We start from the raw sequence: 14352 nt of genomic DNA on the forward strand, positions 1-14352 counted from the left end.
TGCTCAGCCCGGCGTGTCTGCGCTAATCTCGTATTTTGAGTTGGACGAAAAATGGTTATTAATTAAGGTAAGAAAATCTTAGAGAAGGCGCCCATTGCGCGGATGCCGAATTACTTATAGAAGGGGGATTGACATGGGTTTAAGCAGAAGAAAAGATTTTGTCAACGACTGTTTTGAGCTGGTGTTGTATGCTGCCACCGTTATCAGTCTCGTTTATTTCCTCTTACAAGGCAATTCGGCAAAGCTCATGCAGGCAGTTTTTATTGTAGGAACATTGCTGCTGCTGAGGATCATTTTGAAATTGACACACACCGAGTTGTTTCCCGTACTGCGGTTTTCGGTCTTGACGTTTATTTTTATCACGATGATTTTCGCCAATTTTTGGGGATTTTATGGAGTCATCCCTTACTTGGATAAGATCGAGCATTTACTCTCCGGATTCATTCTTTGCTTTGTCGGGCTTGTGATCTTCAAGAAGCTGGCAAAGAGCGAACTGCCGTCACCTCTATACGCTTCATTAGCTTCTTGGTTCAGTCTATTCTTCGCGGTAGGCATGGCCGGCTGCTGGGAAATTTTCGAGTTCACCGGGGACCGGCTGCTCGGATTTCATTCTCAAGGGGGGAGCCTCGTCGATACGATGGCCGATATCATTTGCTGCACCGTCACTGCCATTCCTGCCGCACTCTATATCCGCCTACGAGGAGCCGTAAAGGAGCCGTAATCACAATTTGTGGTAAGAGTCCATCTTGCTAGAAGAAGGGACAAATGGTTGATTAAGTGAGAAGAAGGAGAAAAGGCATTCCGTTGGGAATGCCTTTTTCTAACAGATGTTTTCTTTATTGGCAATATCCCCCACGACATCTTCCATAGTAACATTTCTTAAAACGTTCTCCATGGCTAATTGCGCGGCTGTAAATATGGGCTCAATTGTATGTTGGATGTTCCTGCCAACGAAGCAATCCGGGTGCGGACTTCCATGTATGCTAAACAACTCTTTCTCCTGCACGACATTCACTGCCTTATATACGTCGAACAGGGTGATCCGAGATAATTCCTTTGCGAGCTTAGCACCTGCGATTCCCGGCTGTACCTCTATCAAACCGGCCTTTTTTAGCATCCCCATCAGTTTTCTTATAACGGCTGGGTTCGTGTTAACACTCGCAGCTAAAAATTCAGAAGATGTTACCCCTTCATTATTTAATTCAATTAGAGCTAATATATGAATTCCCACTGAAAATCTGCTGCTGATGGACATGTTCCAACATCCCCTTATTCACTGATCTTTGTATCATTTTATTTCTTTATCATGTAATTGTTTTGATTACAAGTTTATTATACCAAAATGTGACCAAAATAATATATCATATTTAACTTGTTGACAAAGTGGTTACATGTAATTAGAATGAATACATGTAATTGAAAATGTTACAGATGAAATTTAACTGGAGGGAACGTAAATGAAAATTTTGGTAACCGGGGCAACAGGGAAATTAGGTTCAAAAATTGTAGAAACATTATTGAAATCAGTACCTGCGAGTAACTTGGTGGTGAGTGTCCGCAATCCAGAGAAAGCAGAAGGACTTCGTAATCGTGGGGTGGAAGTTCGTCAAAGTGATTATGACCGTCCAGAGACATTAGATCATGCTTATAAAGGGATTGACCGGATACTACTTATTTCTGCCGACGGTGACAATGAAACAAGAATCCAACAACATACGAATGCTGTCCAAGCCGCTGAACGTGCAGGGGTAAAATTTATCGCTTATACAAGCTTAGCCAATGCAGCAGAAAGCAAAAATTTAATGGCGCCGCCTCATGTTGCCACAGAAGCAGCTATCATCAAAACCGGGATCCCTTATTCCCTTTTACGTAACAATTGGTATTTGGAAAACGAACTTGGAAGCATTCAGGGTGCTATTGCAGGAGCTCCATGGGTAACTTCTGCCGGAGATGGGAAAGTAGGCTGGGCCCTGCAGCAAGATTACGCAGACGCTGCAGCAGCAGTTCTGGCTGGAGAGGGTCACGAAAATACAGTGTATGAGCTTTCTGGTCCACTTCTAACTCAAGAGGAATTGGCATCTGCTCTTGGCAAGGTATTGGGTAAAGAAATACCTGTACAGCAAGTTAGCGACGAAAAATATGCAGAGATCATGACAGGCTTAGGGCTGCCTGATTTTGTGATTCCGATAGTAGTAGGCATTCAAGAAAGCATTCGGAACGGTTCCCTGGAAGTCGAAAGCAATGATTTTGAGAAAATTCTTGGTCGCCCGGTTACGCCAATTAACGAAGCACTCCGCCAACTTGTTCATGTAATTTCACAAAATAAATAAAATACACGAGAGCGTGTTGTAACAGACTAAGCAGAACGCCGTACTTGTAGATGCCCTGCTGAATAACACCGAGTATCCTTCTCGGCCTTCGGTGGGGCGGAACACGGCGGCCACGACCGCGTCCCATGTATAAGTGCACGACCTCCTCCTTTGTTCTCATACTTCCGCTACAGTCGAACGACCTGCCGCTCCGTCAGCCCCAGCGCTGCTGCTCCTTCCTTGTTTGTCATGTGTCCCCTCGAAGATCTTTCCCACCGCTCTTTTTCAGTTATGCTTTCGGCAATGTCAATGTCTCCGGTCCTATAGTGACATTATCACAGAACAACGACAAGAAATGGATAATACGGTTGAAATATATCGAAACTTGTAGTAATATCGTATACTAAACCGATTTAGTAAACCGGTTTATTATACGAGGTCGCAAATAATGGGGTCCATGAGTGCGCTTTCTATCGTTCGCATTTCAATTTATTGACGGTTGAGATAACAAGACCCGAAAGCGCTCTTCCAAGTTGGCGAGTTGTTGGAGGTGGTTTCTGAAGCTTTAACATGTAGTTAGCGTTCTTGGTTGTTGAAATTATTTATCGTATTCATTAAAGGGAGGATATACAAAGAATGAAAATGTCCAAATTGGCAAAACCGCTCGTCCTGATGACAGCGTTATCCATGTTTCTTGCCGCATGCGGCGGCGGAAATAGTTCAAGCGGCTCGGCGGGTCAAGCATCTGGCGGGAATGCCGATGATTCGAGCAAGCCGGTTAAAATTACGTTTTTGAATTCAAAAGGGCAAATCCAAGCGGCAGCTGAGGAAGCTGCAAAAACGTTCACTGCGGCAAATCCTAATATTACAGTGGAAGTATTAACGGTAGCAAGCGGTCAATCTCCCTTTGAGAGAGCGTCGGTGTTATATGCTTCAGGGAATCCTGCGACACTGAATATGCTTGATGCAGGAGACATTGTTAAATTCAAGGATAAGGCACTTGATTTGTCCTCTGAGGCATGGGTAAAAGACCTCGCGCAGCCTAATCAGCTTGACGGAAAAACATTAGCTTTCCCGTTCGCAGTAGAAGGCTACGGACTTGTTTACAATAAAAAGATTCTTGATAAGGTAGCTGGCGGCACATTCGATCCGTCCACAATCAATACTACCTCTGCACTGGAGGAGCTTTTTAAGAAGATTGAGGCAGACGGAACTGCGCCGTTAATCATCGGATCCATGCCATGGTCATTAGGCAATCATTTTCTGCCGATTGCATACGCTTCTCAACCGAAAGGCGACGTCAGCGCGTTTTTGAGCGGTTTAAAAACCGGCGAGGTAAAACTGGCAAGCAATGCTCCGTTCAATGGCCTGATTGACACTCTGGAAATGATGAAAAAATATAACAAAGGAAAAAATGATCCTCTTGTTGTAACGGCTGATGATATTGCAGCGGCAGTGGCGAAAGGCGAAGTCGCGGTCACCTTTAACGGGAACTGGATGATCAGCCAGCTGGATAGCGTTCAACCGAAAGGGGAATACGGTTTCATGCCGGTTCCAATTAGCAACACTGCAGACGATAAAAATAATGCTTCAATTCCGGTAGGAGCAACCAAACAAATATTTATAGACAAATCGGTAGCTACGGAAGCTCAACAGGAAGCAGCTAAGAAATTTTTGAATTGGATCGTTTATGAGGCGGCCGGGCAAGATTTCTTGGTAAATAAAGCAAGCATCCTTCCAGCATTCAAAAATATTAAACTGGAGCCGACAGATTCGCTCGCCAAATCAATCAAAACCTATATGAATGCGGACAAAACGCTTCCATTTGCCGCCAACTATATACCGGGTGATCATTCCAAAATGATTGGTGCTTCTATGCAAAAGTATCTTGGAGGACAATCTGATCGAGCCGGGTTGGTAGCTGAAATTGAAGGGTACTGGAAGAATGTAAAGTAGTTGGCTTTTCAATTTTTAAAACGATGGATGAGAGGCGGGTTGCTTCCATCCATCTGCTTTTTGCAGCTCATATAGAAGAGGAGTAGAGTCCAATTGATCTCCGAAAAAAGCTTGGCTCGCAAAATAGGTAATCAACTTTTTTATACGGGACCTACGGTCTTGATCTTTTTCATGGTCATGATTGTCCCATTTTTGTATGGCATTTATTTAACGTTTTTTAAATGGGACGGTATTTCTTCCGATATGCCGTTTGTCGGATTGGACAACTATCTCGGAGTTTTTCGTGACGCGAAATTTTGGAGCTCGATGACAATTACGATAAAATATGTGATCGCGACCGTGTTTCTAATAAATGCAGTCGGCTTTTTACTGGCTTTTTTGGTAGTAACAGGAATCAAACGTCAAAATTTCTTTCGTGCGGCATTTTTTACGCCCAGCTTGATTGGCGGTTTGGTTCTGGGATTTCTGTGGCAATTTCTATTCAATAACTTTTTCGTGAACATCGGTAATCAATACGGAATCGCCATGTTAAGCAAATCCTGGCTAGGTAATCCGGATAAAGCGTTTTGGGCCTTGGTCGTAGTAACCGTATGGCATTATGCAGGCTATATGATGGTCATTTTTATCGCAGGTCTCATGAATGTTCCCCAAGATATTTTGGAGGCGGCTACGATCGACGGTACAAGCAACTGGCAAAAGCTCATCCACATGATACTGCCCCTGATGGTTCCTTCATTTATTATAACGATCTTCCTTTCTTTGCAGAGAGGCTTTATGGTTTATGATTTGAACTACTCCTTAACGGGAGGCGGGCCTTTTGAAAGCACCGTGTTTGTTTCTATGCATGTATTCGATAAAGCCTTCAGAAGCTATGATTACGGCATGGGACAGGCGGAGGCGATTGTGCTGTTTGTCATTGTTGCTTCTGTTACGATGCTGCAGGTGTATTTCAGCAAGAAGAAGGAGGTCGAAATTTAATGGGGTTCCGTCTTTTTGTTCGGAAGACATCGGTTTACTTCATCATGATAGCGGCGCTGATTTTGAGCATGTTTCCTTTTGCTATGCTTCTAATCAACTCCTTCAAAACGAATGCGCAAATTTTGGCTTCGCCCTTTAGTCTGCCTGGAACTATAGATTTCACGAATTTTAAAGTGGCCATTCAACAAATGAATTATTTTAGAAGCTTTATCAACACAATCATCATTACTTTCAGCAGTGTTGCCATCATTTTGCTGTTTTCGTCTATGACCGCCCATTATTTTGTAAGAAATAAATCCAAGCTGAATAACCTGTTATTCATGCTGATGGTGTCGTCGATGATTATTCCATTTCAATCGATTATGATACCACTGGTCAGTGTTTATGGAAAAATGCTGGGCTGGATAAATGTAATGCCTCAACCCACTTTAATATTCATGTATATCGGATTTGGGAGTCCGCTGGCTGTATTCATTTATCATGGATTTATCAAAAGTCTCCCGTTTGAGCTGGAACAAGCCGCGTATATAGACGGATGCAGTCGCCGTCAAACGTTTTTTAAGATCGTATTGCCTATCCTGAGTCCAACTTCAGTGACCATCGCAATCCTGCATATTTTATGGATCTGGAACGATTTTTTATTGCCGTTGATTGTTCTTCAAAATGCTGGAAAAGAGATGCTTACTTTGCCGCTGGCAATTCAAGTGTTTAAAGATATTTATTCTACCGATTACGCCAAATTTTTGCCTGGAATCTTATTAATTACACTGCCTGTGTTACTCATTTATGTATTTGCGCAAAGATATATCATTCAAGGAGTTACGCAGGGGGCCGTTAAGTAAAAGTAAAAATCAAGAAGCTACTGTACGACAATTTCGCATAGAAGAGAGAGATCATCTTGGATAAGAGCTTGGATGTCATAACAATAGGAGACGCCATGGTGACGATGAACCCTAAAAGTAAAGGGCCGTTGCGCTATGTTGCCGAATTCGAGCGCAGGGTTGGCGGAGCCGAATTGAATCTGGCAATCGGTTGTGCTCGATTAGGGCTGAGAACGGCATGGATCAGCCGGCTTGGAGATGATGAGTTCGGCAGATTCGTGTACAATTTTGCAAGAGGCGAAGGTATCGATGTATCCAATGTCAAGCTCATGGAGGGGTACGCGACATCCGTCAATTTCAAAGAGATACGGGAAGATGGTGCGGGACGAACGTTCTACTACAGGATGAATTCACCTACACTTACGTTAAATGCGGAGGATTTACCGGCGGATGATATTAAGAAATCCAGGATTCTTCATATAACCGGCGTATTCTCAGCAATCCGTCAAAACGATATGTCCGTCATTCACAAGGCGATAGAGATAGCGAAAGCAAACAATGTTTTAGTAGCATTCGATCCTAACATTCGGTTCAAATTATGGTCAAAAGAAGAAGCAAAGCACTGCCTTACGCATTTGCTGCCCTACGTCGACATTATGCTTACCGGGGAAGAGGAAGCGGAATTTTTGCTTGGCGTCCGTGATTTGGATAAAATGATATCGAAATTTACCGAATATGGTATAGGTTGCGTCGCAATTAAACAAGGATCTCAAGGCAGCGTAGGTTATTATGAAGGACGAAAAGTAAGCAAGCCTGCCATAAAAGTAAGTACGGTCGCAGATACGGTTGGTGCTGGTGACGGATTTGACGCAGGCTTCCTGCATGGAATTATTAATGGCTGGCCGCTTGAAAAAACGCTAACCTTTGCGAATCTGGTAGGCTCGATGGTTGTCAGCGTAGCGGGAGATAACGAAGGTCTTCCCTACTATGAAGAGGTTATGCAAAAGCTTGGGGTAAGCGAGTTTATCGAAAGATAAGAGGGTGCTAACATGAAGCTGCAATTGGCATTGGACCGGTTGACGCGGCAGCAATGTGTGGAGATCGTCGAAGAGGTGAAGGATCTCATCGACATCATCGAGATTGGAACCGGAGTTATTAAGCAATACGGAGTAGGACTCATCTCGGATATGAAGGAAAGATACGGCGATAAGTTAATTTTGGCTGATATGAAAACATGTGATGCCGGAAGACACGAGACGATACAAGCATTATCCGCGGGAGCCGACATTTCGACGGTTATGGCATTTTCAGATGCAAAGACGATCAAGGATGCATTGGAAGCAGCCGGTTCAATGGATAAACAAGTGATGGTCGATTTATTAGGGATCGAAGACACGAACGCCATCGCCCGGTTATACGATCTGGGAGCCCGTCTTTTCTCCGTACACATTGGAAAGGATATGCAAGAGCATCAAGGAGCAGGACTAAAGGCGGCAGAAATCATCTCGTTCCTGCATACGCTCCATGGCGTCGAGTTCGCATATGCGGGGGGAATAAATGCGGATTCGATAGGACAAGTCGTCGCCTATAAACCAGATATTGTCATTGTTGGGAGTGCGATCACGGGGGCCGTTCATCGAAGAGAAGCAGCTCATACTATCAGAGAGAAGATGATTTGATATCATGAAAAATTTGTTTGTTCAAATGAATAACGAGGTTGCCGCTGTATTGAACCGGGTGAGTGAAATCGAATTTACGGCTTTTGGTGAAGCAATTAAAGGAGCTTCACGGATTTTCGTTGCAGGCGAAGGCCGGTCCGGGCTAATGGGAAAAGCTTTCGCCATGCGTCTTATGCATGCGGGTTACAGCGCATTTGTGGTCGGAGAAACGATAACGCCGAGTATTGGAGCTGACGATGTGCTGGTGGCGATTTCTGGTTCAGGAACTACTGAAATCGTTCATTTATACGCCAATCAAGCGAAAAAAGTCGGAGCATCCGTCGTGCTTATCACCACCAATCGGAACTCGAAAATTGCGGAGTATAGCGACCTAACCCTAAGAATTCCCGCTGCAACCAAGCTTAGGCTGGAAGATGAGCCGCCAACGATTCAGCCGCTTGGCAATCAATTCGATCAAAGCTTGCATATGCTGCTTGACGCCGTGATTATCGGCATTTTAAATGAAACGGACGAGGACTCTTTTCAAGAGATGACTCGACGTCATTCGAATTTGCAATGAGGTGAACAGATGAAACTATATAATAATATAGAGTTACCGGAAGAGTGGCCGCCCAACTACAAAGAGACCACGCTGGATAAACCGCTGCCTTCCGATTACAAGGCTTACTGGCCGGAGACTGTAAATATATCGATAGGAAGACAATTGTTCGTTGATGAGTTTGTCGTTGAGGACACCAATTTAACAACAAAATACCATCAGCCTGTTCTTATGGATCAACCCGTATTTGAACCGGAAACGCCGCTTGAACTGAACGATGGTTATTGCACGTGCGCATGTCCTTTTAATGACGGCATTTTTTACGATGATACCGACAAGAAGTTTAAAATGTGGTATCAGGCAGGGTGGTTCGATGGGGTCGGATGTGCGGAAAGCGAGGATGGAATCCACTGGAAGCGGTTGTCAGAGCTTTTTCCGGACAGACAGGATGACAGGGTGATTCCCTATGAAGCCGGCGCGCTCCGCGACGGATCTGCCGTTTGGATCGATTACGAGGCTGCAGATATAAGCGAGAAATATAAAATGTTAGTATTTTTTCGAAAATACGATTTTGAAGTGAAATATTATCACCGGATGCCGAAGCATTTTCATGACATTCCGGGATCTGTTCCGCCGCTTGAAACCATCAAATTGTATAAATCGGCAAACGGCATCGATTGGACCGAGATAGGGGAAACGACTCTCGCCGGAGACAACTCCACATTCTTCCACAACCCATTTACAAAAAAATGGGCTTTCAGCTTGCGAACATTCTCGACTTTAGATAGTCGGGTAAGGACAAGAGGTTATATTGAAACGGAAGACTTTTTCAAAGGTTCAAAGTGGAAGAGTGAGGATGTCCGCTTCTGGTCACGAACCGATATTTATGATTCGCCGGATCCGAAGTTAGGTTTCTATACCCAGTTATATAATCTTGACGCAACCCCCTATGAAAGTATTATGTTAGGCGTATTCAGCGTATTTATGGGTCCGCCAAACCCCATTTGCGAGCTTACAAAAATGCCCAAAGTTAATGACTTGAAATTGGCTTACAGCAGAGACGGTTTTCATTGGGATCGACCGACTCATGACAATTTTATTTCGTCATCCCGTGAAGCGGGGAGATGGGATTATGGATATGCGCACTCACCGAACGGCGTCTGCCTCGTTGTAGGAGATGAACTATTTTTTTACGTTTCCTTTTTCTCCGGTCAATCGCCTAATTTCGGGACCCATGAATATTCGGGAGGCAGCTTAGGGCTGGCCAAGCTAAGAAGAGACGGTTTTGCCTCATTGACCGATGAAGGGAAGGGCGGGTATGTTGTAACCAAAAAGCTTGAATTTAACGGTAACTATTTGTTCGTGAACGTTGATTCGAGTGAGGGTGCAATCTATGCTGAAATCTTGGACGAAGAGTCCAACGTCATTCCTGGGTTTTCCAAATCGGAGTGCATCCCGGTTGCAGCTGACAGCACAAAAATACAAATCAGGTGGAACAATCGACAATTGGAAGAGTTGGACCTCAAGGTCATACGGATTCGTTTTCATTTGGAGAATTCGCACTTGTACTCTTTCTGGATTTCGGAGGATCCGGAAGGGCACAGCAAAGGTTATATGGCTGCCGGCGGCCCCTTTTTTCATCATGGGATCGATAGAAAAGTAGATTAAGAAAATGAATTATTGTAAGATTGGATTAAAAATTTGAATCAGGAATCTATCCGGAAAATGGATTTCAGGGGGTGACTGCCATTACTAAAAGCAAGAAAGCTACACTCCAAGATGTTGCGAATACCGCCAAAGTATCGAAAAGCACCGTGTCGCAGTATCTCAATCAAAGATACGAATATATGTCGACAGAGACAAAAATGAGAATTGAGCAGACGATAGAAGCACTCGAGTACCAGCCCAATATTATAGCAAGAAGTTTAAAACAAAAAACAACAGCAACGATCGGAGTTATTGTAGCCAATTTGCTGCATCGATTTTCGACAGAGATAACCAGGGCGATAGAAGACTACTGTCATGCGCATGATTATCATGTCATTGTTTGTAATACGGATGAAGACCCGTCCAAGGAAAAGAAATATATCGACATGTTAAAAGCTAAGCAAGTAGACGGATTGATTATTATACCTACCTGCCAGAACGATGAGGTTTACCGCCAGCTCGTGGACGAACAGTACCCTGTAGTTTTTTTAGACCGAAAAGTGGATGGTCTGCCGATCAACATGGTTGTGATGGATAACGTTCATTCCGCATACACATGCACTTCTCATCTTATAAGTCAAGGCCATAAAGAAATTGCCATCATCACGCCACCTCTTAATATAAGCACGCGTTCCGAACGAATTCAAGGATACAAAGCCGCTCTTCTGGACCACGGAATTAAGTTTTCCGACCAGTATGTAAGAAGCGTGAATCTAAGTGAAGTTGCTCGTCAGATGAATGAGCTGTTTCAAATGAAAAAACCTCCAACGGCTTTGTTAGCCGGGAACGACTTGGTTCTGATGGAGGTTTTGCCCTATCTGTTAAAAAACAACATTCGTATTCCGGATGAATTGGCGGTAGCTGTGATCGATGATGTCAGCTTTGCCGATTTTGTCAGCCCTCCTCTGACCACTTTCAAGCATCCGGCAGTAGAAATGGCCAATAAAGCCGCCGAATTAATGCTTGGCCAAATCAAATCGAGAGAACTGCCGGAAATAGGCTCGAATATCATTTCCTTTAATGGGAGATTACAAGTAAGAAAGTCGAGCGGGGGTTAGCTACGATAAGATAAACAAGTGAGCCGCAGTTTCCTTCTATTGAAGGAGGCCGCGGCTTTATGTTTTGTCTAAGAAAGTATATGAGATCCGCATATTCGTGCATGGACAGAAGCGGAAAGTTTAAAGTATCATTTAAGAATGATAATCATTATTAATTGTAATAAATCAACTAGATTCGAGGGGGACGATTTTCAATGTGTGTTGAAAGAAAGAGGCTGAGCGGTAGATCATGGTTGTATGTGGCGATGGCCGCCGTTATGCTGATGATACTCGCCGGTTGCGGCGGCAAGTCGGCAGAACCAGCTTCCGCCGGCAGCAAGCAGGATAACAAGATTGCATCTGCAGCGGATGCGGATACCCGTACGATCACAGACGCTTACGGTGAAGTTCAGATTCCGGCGCAGGCAAGCCGAATTGTTGTTCTGGACATCGGTGCCCTGGATAATCTGCTGGAGTTGGGTATCAAGCCCATCGGAGCGCCGTCTATCCTAACGGCGGGCGATCCGTTCCCGGCCTATTTGAAGGGAACGGAAGGAATCAAGAACATCGGTTCCGTCAATGAGCCTAATTTGGAAGCAATTGATGCGCTGAAGCCGGATCTGATTATCGGGAACAAAGATACGCATGACGCCATACATAAACAGTTAAAACAAATGGCTCCGACCGTCTTCGTAAATACGTTGGGGACTACATGGAAAGAAAACCTGCAGCTTCATGCCGAGGCTGTCAACAAACATGAAGCTGGCAAAAAGCTCCTGGAAACCTATCAAAAGCGTACCGATGAGCTGAGGTCCAAATACGCTGGCTCGGCTTCCAAAGAAATTTCCCTATTTCGTCCTCGGAAAGATAAACTCCAAATTTATTTGAAGAAAAACTTTTCCGGTATCATTATGGAGGATGCGGGTATCGTTCGTCCGGCAGCCCAGCGGGGGACGGACTTCTCCAAAGATATAACGGAGGAGCAAATCGCTGATTTGGATGGGGATATCATCCTTTGGTTCAACCGTGAGCCGGATGCTTTCGCCAAGCTGGAGAAAGGTTCGTTGTGGGGAACGTTGAAAGGCGTGCAGAAGAAAGCGGTTTACCCTGTAGATTGGGAATACTGGCTTAGCGGTCTTGGTATTCAAGCTGCGAATAAGGTTGTGGATGATCTGAACACGTTTGCGGCTAAGTAAGGCGGGGAGCAAGCATCCTTGCTTCATTATTAAGGATAGGGCTGATGGAGAGATCGGATCGTCACTTGTGGCGATCCCATTTGCCTGTAAAAGAGCAATGGAGGGTTAACTTTTGAGCCTAAGCACCAATGGTAAATTCGCCGGACTTATCCTAACAGGCTTGTTAGTTTTGGCTGCATTTGCAGGCAGTATCATGTTCGGCGTCGTACCTGTTTCCTTTCAATCTGTCCTCAAAGCCTTCTATGTATTTGAGGAGTCACGCGAGTATCTGATTATTCGCGACGTTCGGCTGCCCAGAGCGGTTATTGCAGCGGCAGTCGGAAGCTCGCTCGCCGTGGCAGGCTGCCTTATGCAGGCGCTGAGCCGCAATGCCCTGGCAGGACCGGAATTGTTCGGAATTAATTACGGAGCTGCGCTTACGGCTGTAGTCGCTTCGTATTGGTTCGGAACCGCGTCACTGCCATTATACGCTTGGTCCTCGCTCGTCGGGGCTGCGGCTGCAGGGGTTTTTGTATTTCTGCTCAGTTCCCGAGGCGGTGGGCCTCTATCTTCCGTCAAGTTTGTACTGGCCGGTTCTACGCTGAACCTGTTGTTTGCCTCGATGACTCAAGGTATTCTCATCGTCAACGAGCAGTCGCTTGATACGATGCGTTTTTGGCTTGCCGGTTCGCTTACGGGCAGAGATCTAAATTTATTCTTTCAGGTTCTGCCTTATTTAGTAATAGGATGGACCGGTTCGCTAGCGCTCAGCAGTCACCTGAACATTTTCGGCCTGGGGGATGAGCTTGCGCAAGGTCTGGGTCAGCGCATTCGGATGATTAAAATTCTATGCGTGGTTTTCACGGTCCTGCTAGCGGGCAGCGCAGTCGCTCTTGCCGGTCCTATCGGGTTTCTAGGGATGGCCGTTCCCCACATAGCAAGGCTTGTGACAGGCAGCAATTATCGTTGGATCGTACCGTACTCCGCCTTGCTGGGGGCGTTATTGCTGCTTGCGGCAGATATAGGAGCACGATTTATACTGATTCGTCAAGAGATGCCAGTGGGCGTTGTCACCGCCTTTTTTGGCGCGCCGTTTCTTATCTATCTGGCCCAGAGAAAGGAGAGATAACCATCGTCTCCGCTCGTAAATACAGTCGTTCGATCGCAATTATGGTGATCCTGCTTATTCTGAATACATGTATGCTTGTTCTGAACGTCATGCTTGGAGAGCGGACGATCCCCTCTGCGGAGGTTTTCCGGAGCTTGGCGGGAGTAGGAGATGAGGCATACCGGTTTACGATTCATCAACTGCGGCTTCCTCGCGTATTAACCGGGTTCCTGGTCGGATGCGGTCTGGCGCTGTCCGGCACGATTTTGCAGGTCATCACACGGAACCCGCTTGCATCTCCCGGCGTAATCGGTCTAAATTCGGGGGCCGCCGCCGCAGTAGTTGCTGTTATGGTACTGGTTCCTTCTTTTCCTATAAGTCAGTTCCCCTGGGTTGCTTTCGGCGGAGCGCTCATCGCTACAGCGGTCGTGTATACGCTCTCCTGGAGAAAAGGAGGGGGAAGCTCTGTTGTGCGCCTGCTGCTTATTGGAGCAGGTATATCGGCTATGGCCGGTGCGCTCATTACTTATTTGTTAACCCTCGGGGAGATATTTCGCGTATCTCAGGCCACCGTATGGATGGCGGGAAGTTTATATGGCAGGACGTGGGAGCATTTTTGGCCATTGCTGCCCTGGCTGCTTATTTTATTTACTTGCTTGATCGGATTGGCCCGATATTTGGATATATTCCTGCTGGATATGGAATCGGCTGCCGGCCTTGGGCTTCGTGTGGAGCTGATGCGAGTTCTGTTTATTCTGATGAGCGCGGGTCTGGCCGGATCGGCTGTTGCCATGGCGGGAACGATTGCTTTTGTCGGTTTGATGGCTCCGCACATGGCTAAGCATCTGGTCGGCAGCCGAAGCCTTGTCCGTTTGCCTGTGGCCGCATTGCTAGGAGGCTTGATCGTGATGGGCGCAGATCTTACAGGACGGAATGTGTTCTCCCCTTTTGAAATTCCGGCCGGCTTGATTACTGCTTTTATCGGCGCGCCTTATATGGTTTATTTGTTGTTGCGCCGCCGAGCGATATACTAGTAGAAGATGC

Annotated in this window: 14 protein-coding genes; 13 read left to right on the plus strand and 1 reads right to left on the minus strand. The window is 45.6% G+C overall.

Translation table 11 applies throughout. The features are described from left to right. The first annotated feature begins 133 nt into the window (after positions 1-133). Complete coding sequence (locus BLR08_RS02465; RefSeq protein WP_072328038.1) at positions 134-721, plus strand: DUF2238 domain-containing protein; 588 nt, start codon at positions 134-136, stop codon at positions 719-721. Positions 722-820: 99 nt separating this feature from the next. On the opposite strand, the gene BLR08_RS02470 is transcribed toward BLR08_RS02465, so the two are convergent. Continuing rightward, positions 821-1255: an Rrf2 family transcriptional regulator gene (locus tag BLR08_RS02470; RefSeq protein ID WP_072328040.1), complete on the minus strand. Its 435-nt coding sequence runs from the start codon at positions 1253-1255 to the stop codon at positions 821-823. Positions 1256-1457: 202 nt separating this feature from the next. Between BLR08_RS02470 and BLR08_RS02475 the strand changes: the two genes are divergently transcribed. The 12 genes from BLR08_RS02475 (at position 1458) to BLR08_RS02530 (ending at position 14342) form a co-directional block, all read left to right on the plus strand. After that, positions 1458-2330, plus strand: a complete 873-nt coding sequence (locus BLR08_RS02475) for an SDR family oxidoreductase (protein WP_072328042.1) — start codon at positions 1458-1460, stop codon at positions 2328-2330. A gap of 615 nt (positions 2331-2945) precedes the next feature. Beyond that, a complete protein-coding gene (locus BLR08_RS02480; RefSeq protein WP_072328044.1) occupies positions 2946-4265 on the plus strand; it encodes an ABC transporter substrate-binding protein in 1320 nt (439 codons plus the stop codon). A 93-nt stretch (positions 4266-4358) separates the two neighbouring features. After that, complete coding sequence (locus BLR08_RS02485) at positions 4359-5243, plus strand: carbohydrate ABC transporter permease (protein WP_072328046.1); 885 nt, start codon at positions 4359-4361, stop codon at positions 5241-5243. Further along, a complete protein-coding gene (locus BLR08_RS02490) occupies positions 5243-6085 on the plus strand; it encodes a carbohydrate ABC transporter permease (protein ID WP_072328048.1) in 843 nt (280 codons plus the stop codon). The genes BLR08_RS02485 and BLR08_RS02490 overlap by 1 nt, the downstream gene beginning before the upstream one ends. Positions 6086-6141: 56 nt before the next feature. Then, complete coding sequence (locus BLR08_RS02495) at positions 6142-7101, plus strand: sugar kinase (RefSeq protein WP_256257385.1); 960 nt, start codon at positions 6142-6144, stop codon at positions 7099-7101. A 12-nt stretch (positions 7102-7113) separates the two neighbouring features. After that, positions 7114-7743 carry a 3-hexulose-6-phosphate synthase gene (gene hxlA / locus BLR08_RS02500; protein WP_072328050.1) on the plus strand — a complete coding sequence of 210 codons (630 nt, stop codon included), beginning with the start codon at positions 7114-7116 and terminating at the stop codon, positions 7741-7743. A gap of 4 nt (positions 7744-7747) precedes the next feature. Continuing rightward, complete coding sequence (hxlB, locus tag BLR08_RS02505) at positions 7748-8302, plus strand: 6-phospho-3-hexuloisomerase (protein ID WP_072328052.1); 555 nt, start codon at positions 7748-7750, stop codon at positions 8300-8302. Between the two features lie 9 nt (positions 8303-8311). Next, positions 8312-9949, plus strand: coding sequence for a hypothetical protein (locus BLR08_RS02510; protein ID WP_072328054.1), 1638 nt, complete (start codon positions 8312-8314; stop codon positions 9947-9949). Positions 9950-10020: 71 nt separating this feature from the next. Beyond that, positions 10021-11046: a substrate-binding domain-containing protein gene (locus BLR08_RS02515; protein ID WP_256257387.1), complete on the plus strand. Its 1026-nt coding sequence runs from the start codon at positions 10021-10023 to the stop codon at positions 11044-11046. Positions 11047-11240: 194 nt separating this feature from the next. Further along, positions 11241-12221 carry an ABC transporter substrate-binding protein gene (locus BLR08_RS02520; protein WP_083536681.1) on the plus strand — a complete coding sequence of 327 codons (981 nt, stop codon included), beginning with the start codon at positions 11241-11243 and terminating at the stop codon, positions 12219-12221. 112 nt (positions 12222-12333) lie between these two features. Next, positions 12334-13329 (plus strand): FecCD family ABC transporter permease, encoded by a 996-nt coding sequence (locus BLR08_RS02525; protein WP_072328055.1) that lies wholly within the window; start codon positions 12334-12336, stop codon positions 13327-13329. A gap of 71 nt (positions 13330-13400) precedes the next feature. Next, the gene (locus tag BLR08_RS02530; RefSeq protein WP_218131557.1) at positions 13401-14342 is read left to right on the plus strand and encodes a FecCD family ABC transporter permease; all 942 of its coding nucleotides are present in this window, start codon (positions 13401-13403) and stop codon (positions 14340-14342) included. Positions 14343-14352: the final 10 nt, after the last annotated feature.

This window comes from Paenibacillus sp. cl123 (genome assembly GCF_900101595.1).
In the GTDB taxonomy this organism is placed as follows: Bacteria; Bacillota; Bacilli; order Paenibacillales; family NBRC-103111; genus Paenibacillus_G.

What these genes read in the sequence shown, in the direction of transcription:
- BLR08_RS02510 (WP_072328054.1), top strand. Translation starts at nt 8,312, where the DNA reads ATGAAACTATATAATAATATAGAGTTACCGGAAGAGTGGCCGCCCAAC.
- hxlB (WP_072328052.1), top strand. Translation starts at nt 7,748, where the DNA reads ATGAAAAATTTGTTTGTTCAAATGAATAACGAGGTTGCCGCTGTATTG.
- BLR08_RS02470 (WP_072328040.1), bottom strand. Translation starts at nt 1,255, where the DNA reads ATGTCCATCAGCAGCAGATTTTCAGTGGGAATTCATATATTAGCTCTA.
- BLR08_RS02480 (WP_072328044.1), top strand. Translation starts at nt 2,946, where the DNA reads ATGAAAATGTCCAAATTGGCAAAACCGCTCGTCCTGATGACAGCGTTA.
- BLR08_RS02520 (WP_083536681.1), top strand. Translation starts at nt 11,241, where the DNA reads ATGTGTGTTGAAAGAAAGAGGCTGAGCGGTAGATCATGGTTGTATGTG.
- BLR08_RS02465 (WP_072328038.1), top strand. Translation starts at nt 134, where the DNA reads ATGGGTTTAAGCAGAAGAAAAGATTTTGTCAACGACTGTTTTGAGCTG.
- BLR08_RS02475 (WP_072328042.1), top strand. Translation starts at nt 1,458, where the DNA reads ATGAAAATTTTGGTAACCGGGGCAACAGGGAAATTAGGTTCAAAAATT.
- hxlA (WP_072328050.1), top strand. Translation starts at nt 7,114, where the DNA reads ATGAAGCTGCAATTGGCATTGGACCGGTTGACGCGGCAGCAATGTGTG.
- BLR08_RS02490 (WP_072328048.1), top strand. Translation starts at nt 5,243, where the DNA reads ATGGGGTTCCGTCTTTTTGTTCGGAAGACATCGGTTTACTTCATCATG.
- BLR08_RS02530 (WP_218131557.1), top strand. Translation starts at nt 13,401, where the DNA reads ATGCTTGTTCTGAACGTCATGCTTGGAGAGCGGACGATCCCCTCTGCG.